At 70.4% G+C, this 21,593-nt stretch carries 20 protein-coding genes; 12 read left to right on the forward strand and 8 right to left on the reverse strand.

Annotation, left to right across the window (positions count from 1 at the left end):
* Positions 1–83: 83 nt before the first annotated feature.
* The 6 genes from ABZX79_RS03405 to ABZX79_RS03430 all read left to right on the forward strand — a co-directional run bounded on the left by ABZX79_RS03405 (position 84) and on the right by ABZX79_RS03430 (position 8,704).
* Positions 84–479, forward strand: a complete 396-nt coding sequence (locus ABZX79_RS03405) for a hypothetical protein (RefSeq protein WP_355250794.1) — start codon at positions 84–86, stop codon at positions 477–479.
* A gap of 1 nt (position 480) precedes the next feature.
* On the forward strand, positions 481–1,593 hold the full coding sequence (locus tag ABZX79_RS03410; RefSeq protein WP_355250797.1) for a GNAT family N-acetyltransferase: 1,113 nt from the start codon (positions 481–483) through the stop codon (positions 1,591–1,593).
* 353 nt (positions 1,594–1,946) lie between these two features.
* The gene (locus ABZX79_RS03415) at positions 1,947–2,777 is read left to right on the forward strand and encodes a glycosyltransferase family 2 protein (protein WP_355250800.1); all 831 of its coding nucleotides are present in this window, start codon (positions 1,947–1,949) and stop codon (positions 2,775–2,777) included.
* Positions 2,774–3,832, forward strand: a complete 1,059-nt coding sequence (locus tag ABZX79_RS03420; RefSeq protein ID WP_355250803.1) for a glycosyltransferase family 2 protein — start codon at positions 2,774–2,776, stop codon at positions 3,830–3,832. Before ABZX79_RS03415 ends, ABZX79_RS03420 begins: the two co-directional genes overlap by 4 nt.
* Positions 3,829–4,629 carry a polysaccharide deacetylase family protein gene (locus ABZX79_RS03425; protein ID WP_355250806.1) on the forward strand — a complete coding sequence of 267 codons (801 nt, stop codon included), beginning with the start codon at positions 3,829–3,831 and terminating at the stop codon, positions 4,627–4,629. The genes ABZX79_RS03420 and ABZX79_RS03425 overlap by 4 nt, the downstream gene beginning before the upstream one ends.
* A complete protein-coding gene (locus ABZX79_RS03430; RefSeq protein ID WP_355250808.1) occupies positions 4,622–8,704 on the forward strand; it encodes a polysaccharide biosynthesis C-terminal domain-containing protein in 4,083 nt (1,360 codons plus the stop codon). The genes ABZX79_RS03425 and ABZX79_RS03430 overlap by 8 nt, the downstream gene beginning before the upstream one ends.
* A 15-nt stretch (positions 8,705–8,719) precedes the next feature.
* On the opposite strand, the gene ABZX79_RS03435 is transcribed toward ABZX79_RS03430, so the two are convergent.
* The gene (locus ABZX79_RS03435) at positions 8,720–10,162 is read right to left on the reverse strand and encodes a xylan 1,4-beta-xylosidase (protein WP_355250811.1); all 1,443 of its coding nucleotides are present in this window, start codon (positions 10,160–10,162) and stop codon (positions 8,720–8,722) included.
* 140 nt (positions 10,163–10,302) lie between these two features.
* Between ABZX79_RS03435 and ABZX79_RS03440 the strand changes: the two genes are divergently transcribed.
* Positions 10,303–11,397, forward strand: a complete 1,095-nt coding sequence (locus tag ABZX79_RS03440) for a DUF5925 domain-containing protein (protein WP_355250813.1) — start codon at positions 10,303–10,305, stop codon at positions 11,395–11,397.
* A 279-nt stretch (positions 11,398–11,676) separates the two neighbouring features.
* Here ABZX79_RS03440 and ABZX79_RS03445 read toward each other — a convergent pair whose 3' ends face one another.
* On the reverse strand, positions 11,677–12,051 hold the full coding sequence (locus tag ABZX79_RS03445) for a GntR family transcriptional regulator (RefSeq protein ID WP_355250815.1): 375 nt from the start codon (positions 12,049–12,051) through the stop codon (positions 11,677–11,679).
* A 72-nt stretch (positions 12,052–12,123) separates the two neighbouring features.
* Between ABZX79_RS03445 and ABZX79_RS03450 the strand changes: the two genes are divergently transcribed.
* Together ABZX79_RS03450 and ABZX79_RS03455 are read left to right on the forward strand one after the other, a co-directional pair.
* Entirely contained in the window at positions 12,124–13,053 is a 930-nt protein-coding gene (locus tag ABZX79_RS03450) for a GNAT family N-acetyltransferase (protein WP_355250817.1), read from the forward strand.
* Positions 13,034–13,522: a DUF402 domain-containing protein gene (locus ABZX79_RS03455; RefSeq protein ID WP_355250819.1), complete on the forward strand. Its 489-nt coding sequence runs from the start codon at positions 13,034–13,036 to the stop codon at positions 13,520–13,522. Before ABZX79_RS03450 ends, ABZX79_RS03455 begins: the two co-directional genes overlap by 20 nt.
* Positions 13,523–13,606: 84 nt before the next feature.
* On the opposite strand, the gene ABZX79_RS03460 is transcribed toward ABZX79_RS03455, so the two are convergent.
* From ABZX79_RS03460 to ABZX79_RS03475, 4 genes are read right to left on the reverse strand one after another with little or no spacing between them, the layout of a single operon-like run.
* Positions 13,607–14,056, reverse strand: a complete 450-nt coding sequence (locus ABZX79_RS03460) for an N-acetyltransferase (protein WP_355250822.1) — start codon at positions 14,054–14,056, stop codon at positions 13,607–13,609.
* Entirely contained in the window at positions 14,053–15,552 is a 1,500-nt protein-coding gene (locus tag ABZX79_RS03465; RefSeq protein WP_355250825.1) for a tripartite tricarboxylate transporter permease, read from the reverse strand. Before ABZX79_RS03465 ends, ABZX79_RS03460 begins: the two co-directional genes overlap by 4 nt.
* Before the next feature lie 3 nt (positions 15,553–15,555).
* Positions 15,556–16,089: a tripartite tricarboxylate transporter TctB family protein gene (locus ABZX79_RS03470; protein WP_355250828.1), complete on the reverse strand. Its 534-nt coding sequence runs from the start codon at positions 16,087–16,089 to the stop codon at positions 15,556–15,558.
* Positions 16,086–17,069, reverse strand: a complete 984-nt coding sequence (locus tag ABZX79_RS03475; RefSeq protein WP_355250831.1) for a tripartite tricarboxylate transporter substrate-binding protein — start codon at positions 17,067–17,069, stop codon at positions 16,086–16,088. The genes ABZX79_RS03470 and ABZX79_RS03475 overlap by 4 nt, the downstream gene beginning before the upstream one ends.
* Before the next feature lie 142 nt (positions 17,070–17,211).
* On the opposite strand from ABZX79_RS03475, the gene ABZX79_RS03480 reads away from it, so the two are divergent.
* The 3 genes from ABZX79_RS03480 to ABZX79_RS03490 all read left to right on the forward strand — a co-directional run bounded on the left by ABZX79_RS03480 (position 17,212) and on the right by ABZX79_RS03490 (position 19,469).
* Positions 17,212–17,907, forward strand: coding sequence for a response regulator (locus ABZX79_RS03480; RefSeq protein WP_355250834.1), 696 nt, complete (start codon positions 17,212–17,214; stop codon positions 17,905–17,907).
* Positions 17,895–18,209 (forward strand): hypothetical protein, encoded by a 315-nt coding sequence (locus tag ABZX79_RS03485; protein WP_355250837.1) that lies wholly within the window; start codon positions 17,895–17,897, stop codon positions 18,207–18,209. The genes ABZX79_RS03480 and ABZX79_RS03485 overlap by 13 nt, the downstream gene beginning before the upstream one ends.
* Before the next feature lie 237 nt (positions 18,210–18,446).
* Positions 18,447–19,469, forward strand: a complete 1,023-nt coding sequence (locus ABZX79_RS03490) for a lytic polysaccharide monooxygenase (protein ID WP_355250840.1) — start codon at positions 18,447–18,449, stop codon at positions 19,467–19,469.
* An 84-nt stretch (positions 19,470–19,553) separates the two neighbouring features.
* Here the strand turns inward: ABZX79_RS03490 and ABZX79_RS03495 are convergent, their stop codons facing one another.
* On the reverse strand, positions 19,554–20,603 hold the full coding sequence (locus ABZX79_RS03495; RefSeq protein ID WP_355251066.1) for an LLM class flavin-dependent oxidoreductase: 1,050 nt from the start codon (positions 20,601–20,603) through the stop codon (positions 19,554–19,556).
* A gap of 36 nt (positions 20,604–20,639) precedes the next feature.
* Entirely contained in the window at positions 20,640–21,509 is an 870-nt protein-coding gene (locus ABZX79_RS03500) for an alpha/beta fold hydrolase (RefSeq protein WP_355250843.1), read from the reverse strand.
* Positions 21,510–21,593: the final 84 nt, after the last annotated feature.

The following is a 21,593-nucleotide window of genomic DNA, read 5'->3' on the forward strand; positions in this document are numbered from 1 at the left end:
ACCTCTCCGCGTCCTTGACGCGCCCGAGTGGGCTGCGCGACATTGAAGCCCGGCATCCGGCGCTTCAGGGGGCAAAGTCGCCAATGCAGACCATCGGTAACAAGCCATCGGCAGTTGTCACGGATTCGCCGCCCGTTCTCGCGGGCGCGGCACTCGCCGTGTCGGGGGTCGGCGCCGTACTGGCGCTCGCGGACCTAGCGTCGCCACTTCGCGCGCCGTTCACTCTCTTCTTCCTGATCGTGGCGCCGGCCTGCGCCGTGGCCGCCGGCCTTCGGGGCCTGGAGCCATTGGGCCGCCTGGTGGCATCGGCGGCGGGAGCCGTCGCGCTCAACCTGCTGGTGGCCCAGGCGATGCTGGCCACGCAGACCTGGTCGATCAGGGGCGGGGTCGCGGCGATCGCCGGAATCAGCGCCCTGCTCTTCCTCTTGGCGCTGGTACGGCGCCCCGGCGGCCCTACGGCGAGAAGGCAGGCCCCCTGACATGACCGACACCAGCGTGCTCCACCCCGGCGAGCTCAGCGCCGCCGACCGAACGGCCTGGACCGCCATGCAGTCCAAGGCCCACCTGCACGGGGCGCCAGAGCTGGCGAACCCTTTCCTCTCCCCCGAGTTCACGCTGGCCCTCGGCCGGTACCGGCGCGGGGTGCGGATCGCGGTCGTACGCGAAGGCGGTGAGCCCGCGGCGTTCTTCCCGCATCAGAGATCCGCCACCGGCGTCGGCCGGGCCATCGGTCTCGGCGTCTCCGACAGTCAGGGTCTGGTGCACAGACCGGGCTTCGAGTGGGACGCGCGGGAGTTGCTGCGGGCGTGCGAGCTCGCGGTGTGGGAGTTCGATCATCTGACGCAGGGGCAGGCGCAGGGGCCGTTCGACCCCGGCGTCACCGGGTCGTTCGCCTCACCCGTGATCGACACCCAGGACGGTTACGACGCATACCTCGCCCACCTGCGGAAGAACTCGCCGAAGTTCCTCAAGTCGACGCTCGCCAAGGAGCGCAGGCTGACCCGCTCGGTCGGCGAGCTGAGTTACGTGCACGACGAGCGCGACCCGGCGGCGCTGCGGACGCTGATGCGCTGGAAGTCCGCGCAGTACCGCAGGACCGGGCGCAGCGACCGTTTCACCCAGCCGTGGATCACCGGGCTCGTGGAGCATCTGTTCCACACCCGGACGGAATCCTTCAGCGGCCTACTGTCGGTGCTCTACGCGGACGGCAAGCCCGTCGCGGCGCATTTCGGGCCGCGTTCGGAAAGGATCATCAGCTGCTGGTTTCCGGCCTATGATCCGGAGTTCGCGAAATTCTCTCCCGGCCTGCTCATGCACCTGCGTATCGCTGAGGCCGCCGCCGCCGACGGTATCGCGTACATCGATCTCGGCCGCGGCCAGAAACAGTACAAAGACTCCCTCAAGACCCGCGAAATCATGGTGTCGGAGGGGTGGATGATGCGACGTCATCCCGTCGCACTCGGACACTGGGCGCACCGCGCTCCGGTCCGGGCATTGCGCAATACGGTCGTCGAACGGCCGGAATTGTTCGAACCGGCGGACAGACTACTCAAGCGGATCGGCGAATTCCGATCGGGACGGTTCCGTATGTGACCGTCCATGCAATACCAAAGGCGCAAAAAAGCGAGGCCACGTTCCAGGTCTTGCCATACAGTCCCAATCATCAATACCGTCGTACATCCACCCGCAACGGTTCATCATGCAAAGCGGCTCTAGGGGAGGGCTCAAGCGTCGCGATGGGGCCCGGTGCGGGGCGCGGTAGGGGGGTCGTGCTCGGCGATCAGTACTGTGCCGAGTCGCGTGCCGCGCGGGAAAGCTGTGCCAGCTCGCCCGTCCGTACGGAGTGACATGCCGTCATGGGCAGGGTGAGAACCCCCCTTTCGAACCGGAAACTCATCCGGACCGCCCGGGGGCGGGCGGTCCACCGGTGGAGAGGGAAAAGACTCATGAGCTCATTCCTCCGCCCTGCGATCGAGGGGCAAGATCCGTTAATATCCGGCCACGTCGGCCACGCTTACCGGCCGATCTCTTCACATCTCGCCATAGCACCGCCGGTGAGTGTCGTGATCCCCGCCATGAATGAGGCGGAGAATCTCCCGTACGTCTTCAAGACCCTTCCCGCGTGGATCCACGAAGTGATCCTGGTCGACGGGAATTCGACCGACGACACCGTCCAGGTGGCCCGTGATCTCTGGCCGGGAATCAAGGTCGTCAAGCAGCGCGGAAAAGGCAAGGGCGACGCACTGATCAGCGGATTCGCCGCCTGCACCGGCGAGATCATCGTGATGGTCGACGCGGACGGATCGGCCGACGGTCATGAGATCGTCAGTTACGTGTCTGCGCTCGTCTCGGGGGCCGATTTCGCCAAGGGCTCGCGCTTCGCCAACGGCGGCGGCACGGACGACATGACGCCGATCCGCAAGCTCGGGAACCGGGTGCTGTGCGCCGTGGTCAACGCCAAGTTCGGCGCGCGCTACACGGACCTGTGCTACGGCTACAACGCCTTCTGGCGGCACTGCCTCGACAAGATCGACCTCGACTGCACGGGCTTCGAGGTCGAGACCCTGATGAACATCCGGGTCGTCAAGGCCGGCCTGCGGGTCCAGGAGATCCCCAGCCACGAGTACGTACGCATCCACGGCATGAGCAATCTCAGCGCCGTGCGGGACGGATTGCGCGTCCTCAGAGTGATCCTGAAGGAGCAGGGGAAGCGGCGCACCGGACGCCGCAGGCCGCCGGCCTTCGCGCCGGGCGCCAGCCGGGGAGAGGTGTCTTGAGCCACCTGGACATCTCGGTGGTGATCTGTGTGTACACCGAGGACCGCTGGGAGGACATCCTCGCGGCGGTCGACTCGGTGCGCCGCCAGTCACGGCCCGCCGCCGAGACACTGCTGGTCGTCGACCACAATCCGGCGCTGCTGGAGCGGCTCGGCAAGGAGTACAAGAACGATCGTCAGGAGGTGCGGGTGCTCGCCAACGCGGGCCCCCGCGGCCTCTCCGCGGGCCGCAACACCGGCATCGCCGCGGCTCGCGGCGGGATCGTCGCCTTCCTCGACGACGACGCCGTGGCCGAGCGCGACTGGCTGCGGTACTTCGCCGAGGGGTACGCCGATCCCCGCGTGATGGCCGTCGGGGGCAGAACCATGCCCGCCTGGGCGTCCGGCCGCCGGCCGGACTGGTTCCCCGAGGAGTTCGACTGGGTCGTCGGCTGTACGTACAAGGGCCTGCCGCCGGGGCGGGTCCGGGTCCGTAACGTCCTCGGAGGGAACGCCTCCTTCCGCAGGTCGGCGTTCGACGCGGCGGGCGGCTTCGCCACCGGCATCGGCAGGGACGGCGACAAGCGGCCGCTGGGCTGCGAGGAGACGGAGCTGTGCATCAGGCTCACCCAGGCGCTGCCGGACGCGGTGCTGCTGATCGACGACCGCTCGGTGATCCACCACAAGGTCCCGGCCGTCCGGGAGCGCTTCGGCTACTTCCGTACGCGGGCGTACGCCGAGGGATTGTCGAAGGCACTGGTGGCGCGAAGTGTCGGTGCGGACAAGGGACTTGAGTCCGAACGCCGCTACACGACACGCGTCCTGCCGGCCGGTGTCGCCCGGGGGCTGCGCGACGCGGCCCTCGGGCGGCCGGGCGGCGCGGGGCGGGCCGGGGCCATTGTGGCCGGAGTGGCGGCAGCGGCGGGCGGGTACGTCCTCGGGAGCGTCCGGGCGCGCAGGGGCGGGGGCGCGTTCTCAGTCCCGGTCCTGGCTTCGGCTCCGACTCCGGCTTCGGCTTCGGTGCCCGGCCCGCGCCCGGCCTCCGAAAGACCGTCCGTGCGAGGTGAGACGCGGTGACCGGACCGGCGGTACCGATCCTGATGTACCACGCGGTGGGACACCGGCCCGCGAAGGCGGCGTACGGCCTCTCGGTCTCCCCGGAGGCGTTCGCCGAGCAGATGGAACTGCTCGACGAGCGCGGCTTCACCCCGCTGACCACGGCGCAGCTCGGCGCGGCCTGGCGGGGTGGCTCCAAGCTGCCCCAGCGGCCGGTGCTGATCACCTTCGACGACGGTTACGAGGGCGTGCACCGGCACGTCCTCCCCGCCCTCGCCAAGCACGGTTTCGCGTCGACCCTGTTCGTCTCGACGGGCTGGCTGCGCGGCCCGTACGACGGCGGGGGCGCCATCGACACCATGCTCGACTGGGACCAGGTACGGGAACTGGCGGCCGCCGGAACCGAGATCGGCGGCCACAGCCACACCCACCCGCAAATGGATCAACTCCCGGACGACGAGCTGTGGTTCGAGACGCTGCGCTGCCGCGAGATCGTCACGGAGGAGCTCGGGACCCGGCCCGTCTCCTTCGCCTACCCGTACGGCTACTCCAGCCGCCGCGTGCGCCGCACGGTGCGCGAGGCCGGGTTCGCGCAGTCGCTCGCCGTGGGGAACGCGCTCGCGGCGCGGTGCCAGGGGCCGTACGCCCTGGAGCGGGTGACCGTACAGCGCAAGACCGGTATCGAGGAGTTCGAGCGACTCGTGGAGGGTCGGTCGATCGCCCGTGACTTCGCCGGGGACCGGGTGCTCACCAAGGGGTACGCCGTGGTCCGCAGAGTCCGAGCGGCCGGCCGGAAGGTAAGCAGGAGCCGTGTCTGACACGACCACCACCGACCGGGCCGAGAGCCCGGCGACGGCGCGCCAGCCGTCGTCCGGGCGCCGCTTGCGGCTGCCGGGGAAGGGCGGCGGCAATCCGCTCTTCCGCAACGCCTACGCGCTCATGCTCAACACGGGCATCAGCGCGCTCCTCGGCCTGAGCTTCTGGCTGGCCGCGGCCCGGTACTACTCGGAGTCCGCGGTCGGCCAGGGTTCGGCGGCGATCGCCGCGATGAAGCTGCTGGCCGGCCTGACCGCGCTGACGCTCACCGGGGCGCTCGCGCGCTTCATCCCGGTGGCGGGGCGCAGGACCGGGCGGCTGGTGTTGCGGACGTACGCCGGAAGCTCGGTCGTGGTCGCGGTGGCCGCGCTGGTCTTCCTGTCGACGCTCGGCCTGTGGGGCCCGTCGTACAGCTTCCTGCGCGGCCCACTGAACGGCCTCGGGTTCGTACTCGCAGTGGTGGCGTGGTCGTTGCTCACGCTCCAGGACGGGGTCCTGACGGGCCTGCGCAGCGCGCTGTGGGTGCCCGTCGGCAATACCGTCTTCTCGGCGGTCAAGCTGGTGCTGCTGGTCGTGATCGCGGCCTCCATCCCGACGGCGGGCGTCTTCGTCTCGTGGGTCGCGGCGATCGCCGTGTCGGTGATCCCGCTGGGCTGGCTGGTTTTCCGCCGCCTGGTGCCGCGTCACGTCATGGCCACCGAGGACCACGTCCAGCCGCCGACGCTGCGGCAGATGGGCCGGTTCCTGGCCGGTGACTACACCGGTTCGCTCTTCTCGCTGGCCGTCGTCTACGCGGTGCCGGTGATCGTCGCCTCGCAGGTCAGCTCCGAGGACAACGCGTACTTCTACATCACCACGACCATCGGCGGCACGGTCAATCTGCTCGCGATCAACATGGGCGCCTCGCTGACGGTGGAAGGCGCGCACGACCCGAGCACCCTCGCCCGGAACTGCCGGGCCGCGCTGCGCCGCATGGCGCGCATCATGGTGCCGGTGGCGGCCGTCCTGTTCTTCGGCGCCCCCTACATCCTGGGCGTGTTCGGCGAGGGGTACGCCGATGCCGCCACCCCGCTGCTGCGCTGGTTCGCCGTCGGCGCGCTGCTCCGCGTCGTCATAGAGGTGTACTTCGCGGTCCTGCGCGCCCAGAGCCGCACGTCCCCTCTCGCCTATCTCCAGGGCGGGCTGTGCGTCCTGGTGCTCGGCCTGACGCTGTTGCTGCTGCCGCGCATGGGGCTCGTCGGGGCGGGGATCGCGGAGATCTCCAGCCTGGCGGTCGTGGCCTCGGTCGCGGGCGTGATGCTGCACCGGGTGGTGCGGTCGGCGCCGCCCGCCGGATCCAAGGGCGCGGAGGCGGCGGCCCCTGACGGTGACCTGGCGGACCTGGCGGTGGACGGCGACCGCGGCGACTCGGCCGACCCGCCGCGTGAGGAAAGGCCGCCGGGCGGCGAGTTCGGGACGCGCTGGGCGCTGCGCTCGGCGCTCGACGCGCCCACCATGCCGCTCGGGGCGCGGCTGGACTTCGACCACCCGGAGCGCCGCCCCGACGTGCGACCGGGACCGGAGACTCCGGCCACGGGTACGCCTGCGGCGGGGAGCGTCGGGGCGGCCGGGCCCGGCGGCACGGGCAACCCCGACAGCCCTGCCGACTCCACCGACCCCGTCGCGCCTGCCGGGTCCGGCACATCCACCCGCTCCGGCACGTCCGGCGGCTTCAGCAGGTCCGCCCAGTCCGGCGCGCCCGCCGGGTCCAGCAACTGCGGCGCGTCCGGCAACTCCGGCGCGTCCGGCAGGTCCGCATACCCCGGCGCGCCTGCCGGGGCGGGTGCGTCCGGTGGGCGCCGTGGCTCCGGCGGGCCCGGTGAGGGCGGGGAGCGGCCGACGTGGGCGCTCAAGTCACCCGTGCCGAGGATGATTCCGTCACCCCGCTCCGCCTCGTCCGTACCTGCTGCCACACCGTCCGCAGAAGCGAGCGAGAAGCGGGAGGAACGCGTCGGGCGCGTCGAGCAGGTGGCTTCCGCCTCCCAGGCGCACGACGTACCGCCCGCGCCCCGCCGCACACCCCTGCGCATGCGCGTCCCCGAACTCGGCGTCGGGCTGCTGCTCCTGGCCGCGCTCGCGCTCTACTGGCTGCCGGTGCAGGGCATCGGCGAGGCCGGCCTGGAGCGTATCGGCGGCCTCGGGCTGATCTCCGTACTCCCGGCGGCGACGCTGCTCGGCGCCGGACTGCTCGCGCTGTCGTTCGCCTCGCTGCTGTGGCTCGACCGGCCGAGGACCGTACTTCTGACTGCGGCCCTGCTGGCCACCGTCGTGTCGCTGCACGCGCTTCCCGCCGTGCTGGAGGCCGAGCCTCGCTTCCCGACCGCCTGGCAGCACCTCGGCTTCATGGATTACATCGACCGGACCGGCACGGCGGTGCCCGACCTCGACGCCCGCTGGAGCTGGCCCGGTTTCTTCGCCCTGGCGACCTTCGTCGCCGAGGCGTGCGGCGTCGAGGACATGTCCTCCGTCATCCGCTGGTGGCCGCTGGCCATGCAGCTGCTCTACCTCCCGCCGCTGTTCCTGCTGGTGCGCTCGATGCGGGCGAGCTGGCGCGCCAAGTGGGCCGGGGCGTGGATCTTCGTACTGAGCGGCTGGGTCGGCCAGGACTACTTCTCGCCGCAGGGCTTCACGTACGGCATGTACATCGCGTTCGTCGCAATCCTCCTGGTCTGGTTCCGCGAGCCCCGCGTGCTGTGGAGGAAGCGGCGGCCGGGCGAGGCCGAGGTCAGGCCGGCCGGGCGGAGCGAGAAGGCGGTGCTGCTGCTGGTCGTCGTGGGCCTCTTCGCCGCCACCGTCCCCGCCCACCAGCTCACGCCGTTCGTGATGCTCGGCGTACTCGCCGTCCTGGTGATGACCGGCCGCTCGACCCTGCGCGGCCTGCCGATGCTGTTCGTTGTGCTGGTCGCGGTCTGGATCGGCTTCTTCGCCGAGCCGTACTGGTCCGGCCACTTCGACGAACTGTTCGGCGGGGTCGGTGGCGTGGGCGGCAACGTGACGTCGTCCGTCTCCGGCCGTATCGAGGGCGGCAGTTCGACCCACAAGCTGGTGCTGTACGTCCGGGTGGCCATGGCCGGCGGTGTGATGGCCTTCGCCTGCTGGGGCTGGTGGCGGCGGCGCTTCGCCGGCTACAGCGAGCGCTCGCTGCTTGTGCTGGCCTTCGTGCCGTTCCTGGGCTTCGGCATGCAGTCGTACGGCGGCGAAATGGCCCTGCGCGTCTTCATGTTCGCGCTACCCGGCGCCGCCCTGCTGGCCGGGCTCGCGCTCTTCCCCCGTACCGGCGTCACCGTCGCCGAGCGGGAGGCGGACCGCAAGAGCCTCGCGCCGCTGGCCGCGCTGCTGACCGGCCTGATCCTGATGGGCGGCTTCCTGGTCTCCCGCTGGGGCAACGAGTCCTTCGAGCGGACAAGGTCCGGCGAGGTCGCGGCGATGGAGTTCGTGTACGCGCACGACGATCCGTCGGTGCGGCTGCTGTGGATGAGCAACGACACCATCGACAACGTCACCCCCGCGATCCCGTGGGGCGCGCGGGACATGGAGAAGGTCACCTACGTACCGACGCTCGCGCCCGTCGATCCGGTGCTGGTGGCGGGCCTGGTCAAGTCCCTGAAGGACGCGGGCCCGAACTCGTACCTCATGATCAACCGCAGTCAGTCGACGTACCTGCGGCTCGACGCCGGCTACTCGCCCACCTGGGAGAAGCGGCTGACCGCGAATCTGGACAAGCGGCCGGAGCTGAGACAAGTCCTGTCGAACGCGGACGTGTCGATGTACGCGCTGCGCGAGCAGCCCGACGGCCCGGTCGCGAAGCCGGACCCCGGCCCGGCGGGCCCGAAGATCACCTGGACGCCCTGGTCGGTCGTGGGCGCGCTGGCCGCGCTGGCGCTGATCGTGCTGCTGGCGGCGCGGGAGGTCGTACGGGTGGCGGTGGCACCCGGCGTGCGGCAGTTGCAGTGGCTGCAGAGCACGTTCTGGTTCTCGCTGCCGCTGCTGGCGGTGCTGCTGGCGTCGCTGGTGCAGCGGTTCCTGACGATGTCGTGAGAGGGGTGGGGGGCTTCAGCTGCGGCGCGTCAGCCACCTCACCTCGTACCCCTGCATGTCGAACGATTTCCCGTCGACCTCGGCCTTGATGGACCGGTCGAGGGTGTTCACCACCAGGACCGCCTTGTCGTCGGCGAGGACGCGTACATGGGGTACGTCGTCGGCGGCGACCCGCACGGTCTCGTCGTACCGGGTCCCCGGCGGGAACTCCTTCGCGAACCGCGACAGCAGCTTCATCATCGGCAGGGCCCCGCCGCCGTCGGCGAGCTGAGTGGACCGCCACAGACATCCGGCGCACTTGGGCCCTGTGTTCTGCGGATTCCAGTAGAAGGCCGTGCTCGCGCCGCCGCGGGCCATCGCCATGAGCCCGGAGGCGTGCACGGCGACGCGGTGCGGTTCGCTCCAGCCGTCGCGGTCGTCATCGTCGTCGCCCGGTTCGACGTAGTACTCGGCCCACCACACCGGCAGTCCCCCGGACCGCTGACCGATCCACTCGCTCACGGCGGTGAGCTTGTCCGTGGCCCGGAACTCGTCGGGCAGCAGCTCGTCGTCGCGGGTGTAACTGGCGCCGTCGACGACGACGAAGTCCGCGCCCTTCTTGTTCTTGTTCCAGTAGGTGTACGCGTCGAGAACGCGCTGGTCGACGCTGCCCCAGGGCCCCTTGAGGTTGGAGGCATACGTCGTGTCGCGAGGCTCGTAACTGTCCATCACGAGGTAAGGCCCGCCGACGAGATTGTCCTTGTTGACCTTCTTCAGCTCGGCGTACACGAGGTTGTAGAGGCGGGTGTAGCCCTCGTAGTTCCAGCGTCGGCTGCCGTCGTCGAAGAAGCCCTTGAACTCGTTCCAGACGATGAAGTGGCGTACGTCGGGGTACCGCTTGGCGACGGTCCCGGCGAGCTTCGCGAAGTCCTCGTAGTGCTCGGGGCGCGGAGCGGTCTCCAGGGACTCCTTGCTCCAGTCGGTTTCCCCGGCACCCGCCTTGCCGCCCTTCATCCAGTCCGGCGCGCAGCACAGCGTGATGACCGGTGTGCCGCCCGTCTTGCGGATCAGGTCGACGCGGCTGTCGAGCGCGTCGAACTGATACCGGCCGGGAGAGGGCTCCGGGTTCTCGGCGCCCCACCCCATGATGTGCTGGATCTGCGGCAGTGACTGGGCGGACAGCGTGTCTTCGGCTCGGCGCAGGGCGCCGGCGTCGCCCTCGTCGGCGCTGTACTGGGTGTGCGTGAAGCCCCAGCCGAGCGCGGGCTCCGGGGCGCCGGACCGCGGGGCGGGGGTCCCATGCACTTTGTCACCGTCGGTGGTGGTTCCGGCATCGCCGCCGCCGCGGCCGTTTCCGTCGGGGAGATCGGGAAGAGTCGCGCACATCGTCAGTACGAGGGCGATCGCGGCCAGGCCCACGCCGATCAGTGCGGTGAACCGCCACCGCCTTGCACCCGAGTCCCACCCATGGCGTCCCATCACCGGCCAGGGTATCGGCGGCAGTTGGCATTCCGGCAGGTATCACAGGAACAGGCACGTAACGGCACGCTGCTCCGTGGAAGGGATGAACGTACGAAACCTGGGTGCACGGGGCGGCCCGGTGCCGGATCATGGGCGCCATGTCCGCAAACCCTGAGGCCGCTCTGCCGATCCGGCTGAACGTCGACGACAGCGATTCCCCGTCGGACGTCGTCGACGCGCTGTTTCTCGGCCGTTTCGCCACGGGCGAGCAGCCGTACTCCCACAGCCGGTCGATCGACCGCGTCAAATCCGGCGCCACGCTCCTCCCGCCGTCCGCGACAGTCCTGCGCGCCGCCCGCGACGACGACCGCAGCGCGACCCTCGCCGAGGGCGAGGGCTGGACGCTGCTGGTCTCCCGCTGGAGCCACGGTGCGGACGTGACCGTCACCGCCGTCACCTCCGACCTCGCGGAGAAGGTCCTGAAGCAGGCGACGGACGGTGTGCAGGACGAACCCGAACCGCAGCCCGACAACGTCACGATGGGCTTCTGGTACGTCTCCCCGCGCCGCGGCCCGCACCGCACCACCCGGCAGATCGCCGCTGGTACGTGGGACGAGGTACGGCCCAACTACACGGCGCCGGTGGCCGAGGCGATGGACCGGCTGATGAAGGTGACGCCGGACGACATCGCGGGCCGCCTGCTCCTGCTGCACGGCCCGCCGGGCACGGGCAAGACGTCGGCGCTGCGCACGCTGGCGCGTTCCTGGCGGGACTGGTGCCAGGTCGACTGCGTACTGGACCCGGAGCGGCTCTTCAACGATGTCGGCTATCTGATGGACATCGCGATCGGTGAGGACGACGGTTCGGCGAAGGGCCGCTGGCGGCTGCTCCTGCTCGAGGACTGCGACGAGCTGATCAGGGGCGAGGCGAAGCACACGGCGGGCCAGGCCCTTTCCCGCCTCCTGAACCTGACGGACGGTCTGCTGGGGCAGGGCCGCAACGTCCTGGTCGGCGTCACCACCAACGAGGACCTGGAGCGTCTTCATCCGGCGGTGGTGCGGCCGGGGCGCTGCATGGCGCGCATCGAGGTGGGATCGCTGACGCGGGCGGAGGCGGTGAGCTGGCTCGGCACGGACGAGGGCGTCGGCCGCGAGGGCGCGACCCTGGCGGAGCTGTACGCGCTGCGGCGCGGCAGTGGCCCGGCGTCGGTCCCGTCCCAGCCGGACGGCTCGGACGCGGGCCTGTACCTGTAGCCCGAACTGGGGGCAAGTCCTCCCCCAGGCCCCCGGACGCCCTTCGGGCGTGTCCTCAATCGCCGGACGGGCTGGATATGCGGCCGCACCCAGCCCCTCCGGCGTTTGAGGAGCGGGGTCGGGGCGGAGCCTCGGCAGCACCCCCCAGCACAGTCAGCCCGTCCGGCGTTTGAGGACCGGGGGCTGGGGCAGCGCCCCCACGCGGCGGAGCCGCAAATGTCACAGCCGGGGAAGGGGCGGGTCGGGGAAAGCGCCGCAGGCAACGCCCCCCGCACAGCGCTACGCCCCGTACGCCGCCCGCAGCGCGTCCTGAACCGCCGCCAGCGCCTCCGCATGCCCGAGGCCAAGACGCTGGGCACGCTCCGCGTACCCCTGGGCGGCAGCTGCGGCCTGCCGCTCCGCCGCACCCCCCGCCGCCGCCACGAACGTCCCGTTCCGCCCCCGCGTCTCGATCACCCCGTCGCTCTCCAGCGCCCGGTACGCCTTCGCCACCGTGTTCGCGGCGAGACCGAGATCCTCCGCGAGGCCGCGTACGGTCGGCAGCTTGTACCCCACCGGCAGCGCACCGGCGCGGGCCTGCTCCGAGATCTGGGCGCGCAGTTGCTCGTACGGCGCGATACCGGCGTCCACGTCAATGTCGATCTTCAAGGTCACGCCTCGATTGTCCCCCACGGCCAGAGAAAAATGGGAGGCACCGGGGCACGATCTGCCCGTAACGTCCGCCCCATGACGCTGATCGTTCGCGACCTCGTGCCCACCGACGCCGCCGACACCGAAGGCTGGATCCGGGTACGCCGCGCCGCCGTCCCCTTCATGGTGACGACCCCGGAGTCAGTGGCCTTCGAGCACAGAACCGCGCACCCGGACAAGAAGATGCGCATGCTGGTGGCCGAGCAGGACGGCGAGATCATCGGCACCGCCACCGCCGGTATCGCGTACGACAGCACCGAGCCGGGCCAGTCGTACGTCACGCCGCACATCCACCCCGACCACCGCCGCAACGGCGCCGGTTCGCTGCTGCTGCGCGCGGCGGAGGAGCATCTCAGCGCCGAGGGCGCCATGGCCGTCTACGTGTGGGTGCTGGACACGCCCGAGTCCCGCGCGTTCGCCGAAAAGCGCGGCTACCGGCCGACCCGCCCCGCGCACTTCCAGCGCCTCGACCTGGCGAACGGCCGGCTCCCCGCGCGGCAGCCGCTCCCCGCCGGGGTCGAACTCCGTACCGCGGCGGACTTCCTGGACGACCCGCGGCCGGTGTTCGAGGCCGACGCCGAGGCCTCGGCCGACGAGCCGAGCGACATCAGCACGGACTTCACCGACTACGACGACTGGGTCAATCACACCTGGAACCACCCGCTTCTCGACCACAGCCTCTCCACGGTCGTGGTGGCCGAGGGCAGGATCGCGGCGTTCACGGCGGCCCAGACGGACGGCCTCACCCGCTACTGGTCCGGCATGACCGGCACCGTGCGCGCCCACCGGGGCCGCGGTTTCGCGAAGCTGGCCAAGACCGACTCCCTGCTCCGCGCTCGCGCCGCCGGCTACACGGACGCGTACACGAGCAACGACGCGGACAACCAGCCCATGCTCGCCGTCAACACATGGTTCGGATACGAGATCTGCGCCTCGGAGGTACGCCATGTCCGCGCAATCGGTTGAGATCGCCCTCGTCAAGGCCGGCCGTACGAAGATCCGCTACCCGGCGTCCGTGGTCTCCGACGACGGCACGCACCTGGTGGTGCGCGCGCCGTGGGCGGCGCCGGGCGTACGGGACTTCGGCTTCGTACGGTTCGAGCCCGGCGACGTCTTCACGGAGCACTACTGGCGCGACCGGTGGTACGCCGTGAAGGAGGTCACGGCGGCCGACGGGACGCTGAAGGGCTGGTACTGCGACGTGACCCGCCCGGCGGTGGTCGCCGACGGCCGGGTGGAGGTCGAGGACCTGGACCTCGACCTGTGGGTGTCGGCGGACGGCGCCACCGTCCTGCGGCTGGACGAGGACGAGTTCGAGGCGAGCGGCCTCGCGGACCGGCACCCGGAGGCGGCGGCCGAAGCCCGCCGCTCCCTGGACACGCTGGAGGATCTGGCCCGTACCTCTCAGGCCTTTACCGCCCTGCTGCACGTCTGAGGGCACGGCGCGGCGCGGCGCGCGGCGCGGCTGGCAAATCCAGCCCGTCCGGCGTTTGAGGACACGCCCGCAGGGCGCACGGGCCTAGAGCCGCTTGCGGTAGTGGAAGCGGTCGTACACGTCCTCCACCCGCCGCTCCACCAGCTCGTACCCGAAGTGGGGGTACAGCTTCTGGTTCTCCCACATCTTGGCGTTCGTATAGAGACGCACCTCCCGCAGCCCGAGCGAGCGCGCGTGCTCCTCGACGTACTCCAGCAGGCGGCGGCCCACCCCCCGCCCGTGGGCGTCGGGGTGGACCGCGATGCTGTCGAGGAAGAGGTGGTCCGCCTCGGGGACCAGGACGAGGACCCCGATCACCGGGTCGCCCGTCACGAACACCCGCCCCGCCGCGACGTTCGCGCTGTGATCGGCCTCCATCGGGACCGGCACGACGCCGATCCGTTCGATGTAGTGGTGATAGGCCGCGTCGGTCACGGCCTTCACCCTCGGTACGTCGGCGGACGTGGCGGGGCGGATGCTCATGTCGTCGGTCATGCCGACACGTTACGACGACCGCGCGTCACCAATTTCTTCAGCCAGGGCCAGGCCAGCAGGATCACGATCACGGCGTAAACCGTCACCGAGAAGGGGGTGTTGAAGAGACCAACCGCGCTGCCGTCGCTGATCTGGAGCGCGCGCCGCAGCTGCTGTTCCGCCGCCGGGCCGAGGATTACGCCGATGACCGCCGGCAGCACCGGCAGCCCGTACCGCCGCATGCCGAACCCGATCAGGCCGATGACCAGCAGGATCACCAGGTCCAGCGCCTCACCGCCCACCGCGTACGCGCCGACCGCCGCGAAGAAGAGGATCCCCGCGTAGAGGTACGGGCGCGGGATGCGCAGCAGCTTCGCCCAGAGCGGCGCCAGTGGCAGGTTGAGCAGGAGCAGGAGCACCATGCCGACGAAGAGCGAGGCGATCAGGCCCCAGACCAGGTCGGGTTCGCGTTCGAAGAGCAGGGGGCCGGGCTGGATTCCGTACTGCTGGAACGCGGCCAGCATGACGGCGGCGACCGCCGTCGTCGGCAGGCCCAGGGTCAGCATCGAGACGAGGGTGCCGGCCGCGGAGGCCGAGGCCGCCGATTCCGGGCCCGCCACGCCCTCGATGGCGCCCTTGCCGAACTCCTCCTTGTGCCGCGAGAGGCGCTTCTCGGTGACGTACGAGAGGAACGTCGGGATCTCCGCGCCGCCGGCCGGGATCGCGCCGAACGGGAAGCCGATCAGCGGGCCGCGCAGCCAGGACTTCCAGGTGCGCTTGACGTCGGCCTTGCCGAGCCAGGGACGGCCGACCGGAATCGGCTCGGCCACCGCACGCCGCAGGTGCGCGGCCACCCACAGTGCCTCGCCGATCGCGAAGAGGCCCACCGCGACGATCACCACGTCGATGCCGTCGGCGAGCTGGAGCGAGCCGAAGGTCAGACGCTGCTGGCCGGTCATCTGGTCCAGGCCGACCAGCCCGATGGTCAAGCCGATCAACAACGACGCCGCGCCCCTGATGCGGGACGAACCCAGCACCGACGTCACGGCGATGAAGGCCAGCACCATGATGGCGAAGTAGTCCGGCGCGCCGATGTCCACCGCCAGCGAGGCGACGGTCGGGGCCAGCGCGACGAGCAGGATCGTGCCGATCATGCCGCCCGCGAAGTGACCGATGGCGGCGGCCGCCAGCGCCTGCGCGCCGCGTCCCGCCTTCGCCATCGGGTTGCCTTCGATGGCCGCGACCACGGCGGCGCTCTCACCCGGGGTGTTGAGCAGGATCGAGGTCGTCGAGCCGCCGAACATCGCGCCGTAGTAGATGCCCGCGAACATGATGAAGGCGCCGGTGGGTTCGAGACCGTACGTCACCGGCAACAGCAGGGCCACCGCCATCGCCGGGCCGATTCCCGGCAGTACGCCGATGGCTGTGCCCAGCAGGACGCCTATCGCGGCCCAGAGCAGGTTGATCGGTGTGAGGGCCGTGCCGAAGCCGTCGATAAGGGAATTGAGGGAGTCCATGACTCAGAGCACCTCCATCAGGGGGCCACCGGGGAGCGGGACTCCGAGCAGGTTGTTGAAGACGAAGAAGGTGAGGAGGGAGAGGCCGGCCGCGATGAGCGGGTCGCGGTCGTAGTGGCGGCTGCCCAGCGCGTACGCCGATCCCCAGAAGAGCAGGGCCCCGGAGATGGGGAAGCCGAGCGGGTCGATGAGCACGGCGTTGCCGAGGAAGACGCCGGCGAGGAGCAGGACCGTACGCCAGTCACTCGGCTCACTCAGGTCGATGTCCTCGCCGCCCTCCGCCTCACCGCGCCCGCCGCGCAGGACGTCGACGGCGAGGAGTACGGCGACGAGCAGCAGGGCGATTCCGACGACGACCGGGACGGTCTTGGGGCCGACGGGGCCGCGTTGGGTGATGTCGACGTCCATGGTGAGGGCGTCGCTGAGCACCAGCACCCCGAGCACCAACAACAACACGCTGACGCCGAGCTCGGAGTGCTCGCGCAGCCAGGAGCGGGGCGCGCGGGCCGCGGCCGGGGTTTCGGTTCCGGTGGTCACAGCCCCAGCTCCTTCAGCACCGAGTTCACGCGCGTGTCCTGCTCGTCCAGGAAGTCGCCGAACTTCTCCCCGGTCAGGAACGCGTCGTCCCAGCCGTTCTTCTTCATCGACGCCTGCCATTCGGGCGAGGCGTGCAGCTTCTCGACGAGCGCGACGAGTTTGTCGCGCTCGGCGTCGGTGAGTCCGGGCGGTGCGACGATGCCGCGCCAGTTGGTGAAGTCCGTGTCGAGGCCCGACTCGCGCAGGGTCGGGGCGTCGAGGCCCTGCACGCGCTTGGGCCCGGTGACGGCGAGCAGTCGCAGCTCGCCCGACTTGATCTGGTCGAGGTATTCGCCGACGCCCGAGACGCCGAAGGCGACCTTGTTGCCGAGGATGGAGGCGAGGAGTTCGCCGCCGCCGTCGAAGGGGATGTAATTGACGGACTTCGGCTCGATGCCCGCGGCCTTCGCCATCAGCATCGGGGCGAGGTGGTCGGGTCCGCCGGGTGAGGAGCCGCCGCCGACGGGGAGTTTGGCGGGTTGCTTCCTCCAGGCGGCGACGAGGTCGTCGATGGTCTTGTAGGGCGAGTCCTTGCTGACGACGACGATGTCCTGCTCTTCGGTGAGCCGGGCGATCGGCGTCGTGTCGCCAAGTGTCTTGGGCGACTTGTTGGTGTGTACGGCGCCGACGACTCCGAGGCCCATCGACATGGCGAGCTTGCCGTTGCCGTGTTCGCCGACGAGCCGGGTGAGGCCGACGGTGCCGCCGGCTCCCGGCAGGTTGAAGACCTCGATGTTGTGGGTGAGACCGGCGTCCTCGGCGTTCTTCGCGGCCGTACGGGCCGTGATGTCGTAACCGCCGCCGGGTGTATTGGGAACCATGAAGCGCAGGCCGGGGATCTGCGTGCCGGTGTCGGCGCCGCTGCCTGTCGTGAGCAGCGGCGGCCCCACCAGTACCAGCAGTGCCGCCCCGAGCAGGGCGAGGGGAGTGCGCATGCGCACCTGGGCCACCACCTGTCGTTTGAACTGGGGATTCACGAAAACTTGTGAAGTGGCCCACATGTTGCCCGCGCGTTAACAAGCTGTCTCCCTTCCGCAATCAACGGACGTTGTGGTCGTTGTGGTCGCGACCTAGCCTGGCGCGGTGACCAAGGTGCTGGTGGTGGACGACGACTTCATGGTCGCCAAGCTGCACAGCCGCTGCGTGTCCGCGATGGATGGTTTTACGGTCGTCGGGGTGGCGCACAGCGGCGCCGAGGCGCTGCGCGCGGCCGAGCACCTTCGTCCCGATCTGGTACTGCTCGACGTATATCTGCCCGATATGGACGGGATCAGCGTGCTGCGCGAGCTGCGCGCGGCGGAGGAGCGGGGCGAGTACGGGCACACCGTGGACGCGCTGTTCATCACGGCGGCCCGCGATGCGGAGATCATCAGGGCGGCGCTGCGGGCAGGCGCCCTGCACTACCTGATCAAGCCGTTCCACCAGGCCGCTCTCCAGGAGCAGCTGCGGCATGTGGCGTCGATGCGCACCCGCTTCGACGAGCTCGCCGAGCAGGGCGAGGCGCGCCAGGCGGACGTCGACCAGATCTTCGGCACCCGCCCGCCTGGCTCGCGCGAGCTCCCGAAGGGCCTCGCGGCGCACACCGCGGAGCTGGTGGAGCGCACCTTGCGCGAGCATCCGGCGGGCCTTTCCGCCACCGAGTGTGCCGAGTCCGGATCGCTGTCCCGCGTGAGCGCGCGCCGCTATCTGGAGTACTTCGCGGATACGGGCCGCGCCGAGGTAACGCTGCGGTACGGCGGGACGGGGCGCCCGGAGCGCCGCTACCGGTGGGTCGGCTGACCGGACGCGACTGCTCTGCCGCGCTCTCCCGCGAGTTGCCGACAGCGACCGTCACGAGCGTTCCCGCCGGCGGACTCCACCTGTGGCTCCGGCTGCCGCCCGGCGTGGACGACACGGCACTCAGTGCCGCCGCCCGGCAGCGGGGCGTGGCGGTGAGCGCGGGCAGCCGCTACTTCGCCACCGAGCCGCCGGCAGCCCACCTCCGCCTCGGCTTCGCCGCCACCGCCGACCACACGGAACTGGACGAGGGAGCACGCCGGCTGGGGGCCGTGCTTCGAGACCTCGACCCGAAGGAGCAGTGAGGCAGTGACTTTGGGCCCTGTCTTCCTGAGGCCCTTCTTAGTCTCGCCTTAAAGGGAGCATAAAGATCGCCGGACACCGCCGTCAGCAGCGGGTTTCGCCGGTTCTTGGGGCTAGCGTGCTGATCGCCGGGGCGGGGTTCAGTCCGTCGGCGCCGCTGGTTTCGGGGGGCTGCGCCGCCGGATTCGATCTCCGTCCCGTACCCCCACACGCTCCCCCATCGCAAGGAGAACGTCCCGATGACCGCTCGTCGCCGTCGTACCGCTGCCTCGATCGCCGCCCTCGGCATCGCGCCGCTCGCCCTGACCGCCCTGTCCGCCGGTCCGGCGTCCGCCCACGGTTCGATGACGGACCCGGTCTCCCGGGTGTCGGCCTGTTACGCGGAGGGCCCGGAGAGCCCCGACTCGGCGGCGTGCAAGGCGGCGGTCGCGGCCAGCGGTGTGCAGGCGTTCTACGACTGGAACGCGGTCAACATCGCGAACGCCGCCGGGAACCACAAGCAGCTGATCCCTGACGGCAAGCTGTGCAGCGCCGGCAACGACAAGTACAAGGGCCTGGACCTGCCGCGCGCCGACTGGCCGTCGTCGAAGCTCGCCGCCGGCAAGCACACCTTCCGCTACAAGGGCACGGCCCCGCACAAGGGCTCGTTCCAGCTGTACATCACGAAGGACGGCTACGACCCCACCAAGCCGCTGAAGTGGTCCGACCTGGAGCAGAAGCCCTTCGCCGACGTCACGGACCCGAAGATGGAGAACGGCGACTACGTCTTCGACGGCACCCTCCCGAACAAGACGGGCCGTCACCTCGTCTACAGCGTCTGGCAGCGCTCGGACAGCCCCGAGGCCTTCTACACGTGCTCCGACGTGGTCTTCGGCAAGGACACCGGCGGATCGGGCGCCGTCCCGGCTCCGGTCGCGTCGGCGCCCACCGAGGACGAGATCGCGGACGGGGCCGACGAGTCGACCGTGGAGCACAACGGCCACGGCGACAGCGACAACAAGACCGGCGCCGAGTCGGCGGCCCCGGCCACCGGCCAGGACGACGCCGAGCCCGCCGCCGAAGAGCCCGCCGCCAACGCGCCGGAGGCCAACAGCGACGCCGCGCAGCCCGTCACCGCTGCTGCCGCCGGCTCCGGCGAGAACCTGGCCGAGACGGGTGGCAGCGGCAGCACCCCGTACCTCGCCATCGGCGGCGCCGGCGCGCTGGCGATCGGTGCCGCGGTGATGTTCGGCTCGGTCCGCCGCAAGGCCGCCCGCCGCTGACCCCTGCCGGGCCGTAAGACCGCTGCCGTCCCCACCTCGTTTCCCGGGTGGGGGCGGTAGCCCATATATCCGGCCGCCCAGTTGTTACGCCCAGGCGGGCATGATCCGGTCGTGGATGAGCCGCAGTTGAGTGTCCACGTCGGCGACACCGTCCAGCTCCCGGCCGGTGAACGCCTTCACCAGGCTGCGGTCCGTGATCGCGCAGATCATGTGGTTGACGCCGCTCGGCTCGATCTCGCGGCGGATCTTCTCCAGGCACTCCTCGGGCGTACCGGAGACCGACAGCCTGTCGGCCACCTCGGGCGAGGTCAGTTCGATGCCCCTGGCCAGGTCGCCACCCGCGATGGCGTCGATGACCGGCTTGAGTTCGGCCGGGTCGACGCCGTTGCGGCGCAGCTGCTCCTCGGGCATCGAGGAGGCGTAGATGCCGACCATGGAACGGGCGGCCTCCTTGGCCTTCGCCGAGTCCGGGCCGGTCGCGAAGACGACCCAGGCTCCGATGTCCAGGTTCCGCCAGTCCTTGCCCGCCCGCTCGGCGCCGATGCGGATGTGGTCGACGGCGTAGTCGTACGCCTCACGCGTGTAGCTGAGCGCGTGATGGCAGCCGTCCGACAGCTCCCCCGCCGCCTCGAACGACTTCGGGCCGCGCATCGCGCCGAGCTTGACGGGCAGCCGCTCCTGGACGGGCCGGGCGAAGGTGAAGAGCCCGTCGTACGAGAAGAATTCACCGCCGTACGTGATCGATCCGTCGTCCAGCAGTGTGCGTACGACCTTGAGGGCCTCCTTGGTACGGGACAGCGGCTTGATCCTGGACCACTCGATGCCGTACTGCGCCAGAAGCCCGAAGTTCCCGCAGGACAGCACTCCTTCGGCCCGCCCGTCCGATAACTCGTCCAGCGTGGCCAGCGCCTGGGCGATGAGGGTGGGCTCGCGCAGGACGACGGAGGACAGGCTCGGGCCGAAGCGTATGCGGCTGGTCTGTCCGGCCGCGGCGGCGAAGAGCTGCCACATGTCCTTGTGCCACGTCTCGTCGGCGGCGTAACAGGCGTGGAATCCGAGCTCGTCGGCGAGCCTGATCGAGGCCAGGGACTCCTGGAGCGGGTAGTCGGGGAGCATGACGTAACTGAACTTCATCGGCTTCATCGGCTTCATCGGTCACCTCTCTGCGGTTCAGCCGGTGGCGGCTGAGGCGCACGTCGTCGGGGTGGCCCGGCCCGGGTCGAGGGCGTTGGCCACCTCGTGGAACGCGATCCGGTCGATCAGGCCTATCGCCACATGCTCGGAGAGGTCAATGGGGCACAGGTCCTGGAGGAGTACGTTCCGTACGCCCGGACCGTCCAGGAACTGCGAGCGGTACGGGGTGACCACCTGGTCGTACCGGGTCGCGATGACCGTGTAGCGCACGCCGGGAACGGTGTCGCCGCCCTCGTTGAGCCGGGTGAGGAAGGGGGACCCGGCGATCTGATCGGCGAGGCCAGGGGTCTTGGTGGTCAGCAGGTCGCCGGCGCCCGGGAAGTAGGGCAGGAGCTTGGTGAGCCCGAGGAGGGTGGTGCCGTGGTTGTCTGGCGCGAGGCCGATGAGGGCGTTCACCTCGTCGGCTCCGCCGAGGAACCTGAGGTAGTGGCGCGGCATCATGCCGCCCTGGGAATGGCCCACGAGATCGGCCTTGGGGGCGCCGGTGGTGGCGAGCACTTTGTCGACGAAGGTGTCGAGCTGGACGGCCGACTTGTCGATCGGGCCCAGGCCGTGGAAGAACGGCACGCCGGGGAGTTGCCCGTAGTCGAGGGAGAAGACGCAGTAGCCGCGCTTGACCAGGTACGGGGCGAGGCCGAGCCAGTTGTCGACGGAGTTCCCGAAGGTGCCGTGGACGAGGACGACGGGGCGGGGGTGGGCGGCGGACGGCTTGCAGGCGTAGTTGTTCCACCCGCTGGTGGGGGCTGTCTCGGTGGCGGCGCTCGCGGTGGCGGTGGGGGTGAGGGTGGCCGCAATGGCCAGGAGCAGGGCGGCGGCAGGTCTCAGTGCGCGTTTCCAGGGCAGCATCGGGTGATCTCCTTGCGGCTCAAGGGGAGTTGCGATGGGGGGTGCGCCCTGTGACCCGGATCACAAAGATGGCGTGCTCACGCC

Source organism: Streptomyces sp. NPDC002994, assembly GCF_040611155.1.
Classification (GTDB): Bacteria; Actinomycetota; Actinomycetes; order Streptomycetales; family Streptomycetaceae; genus Streptomyces.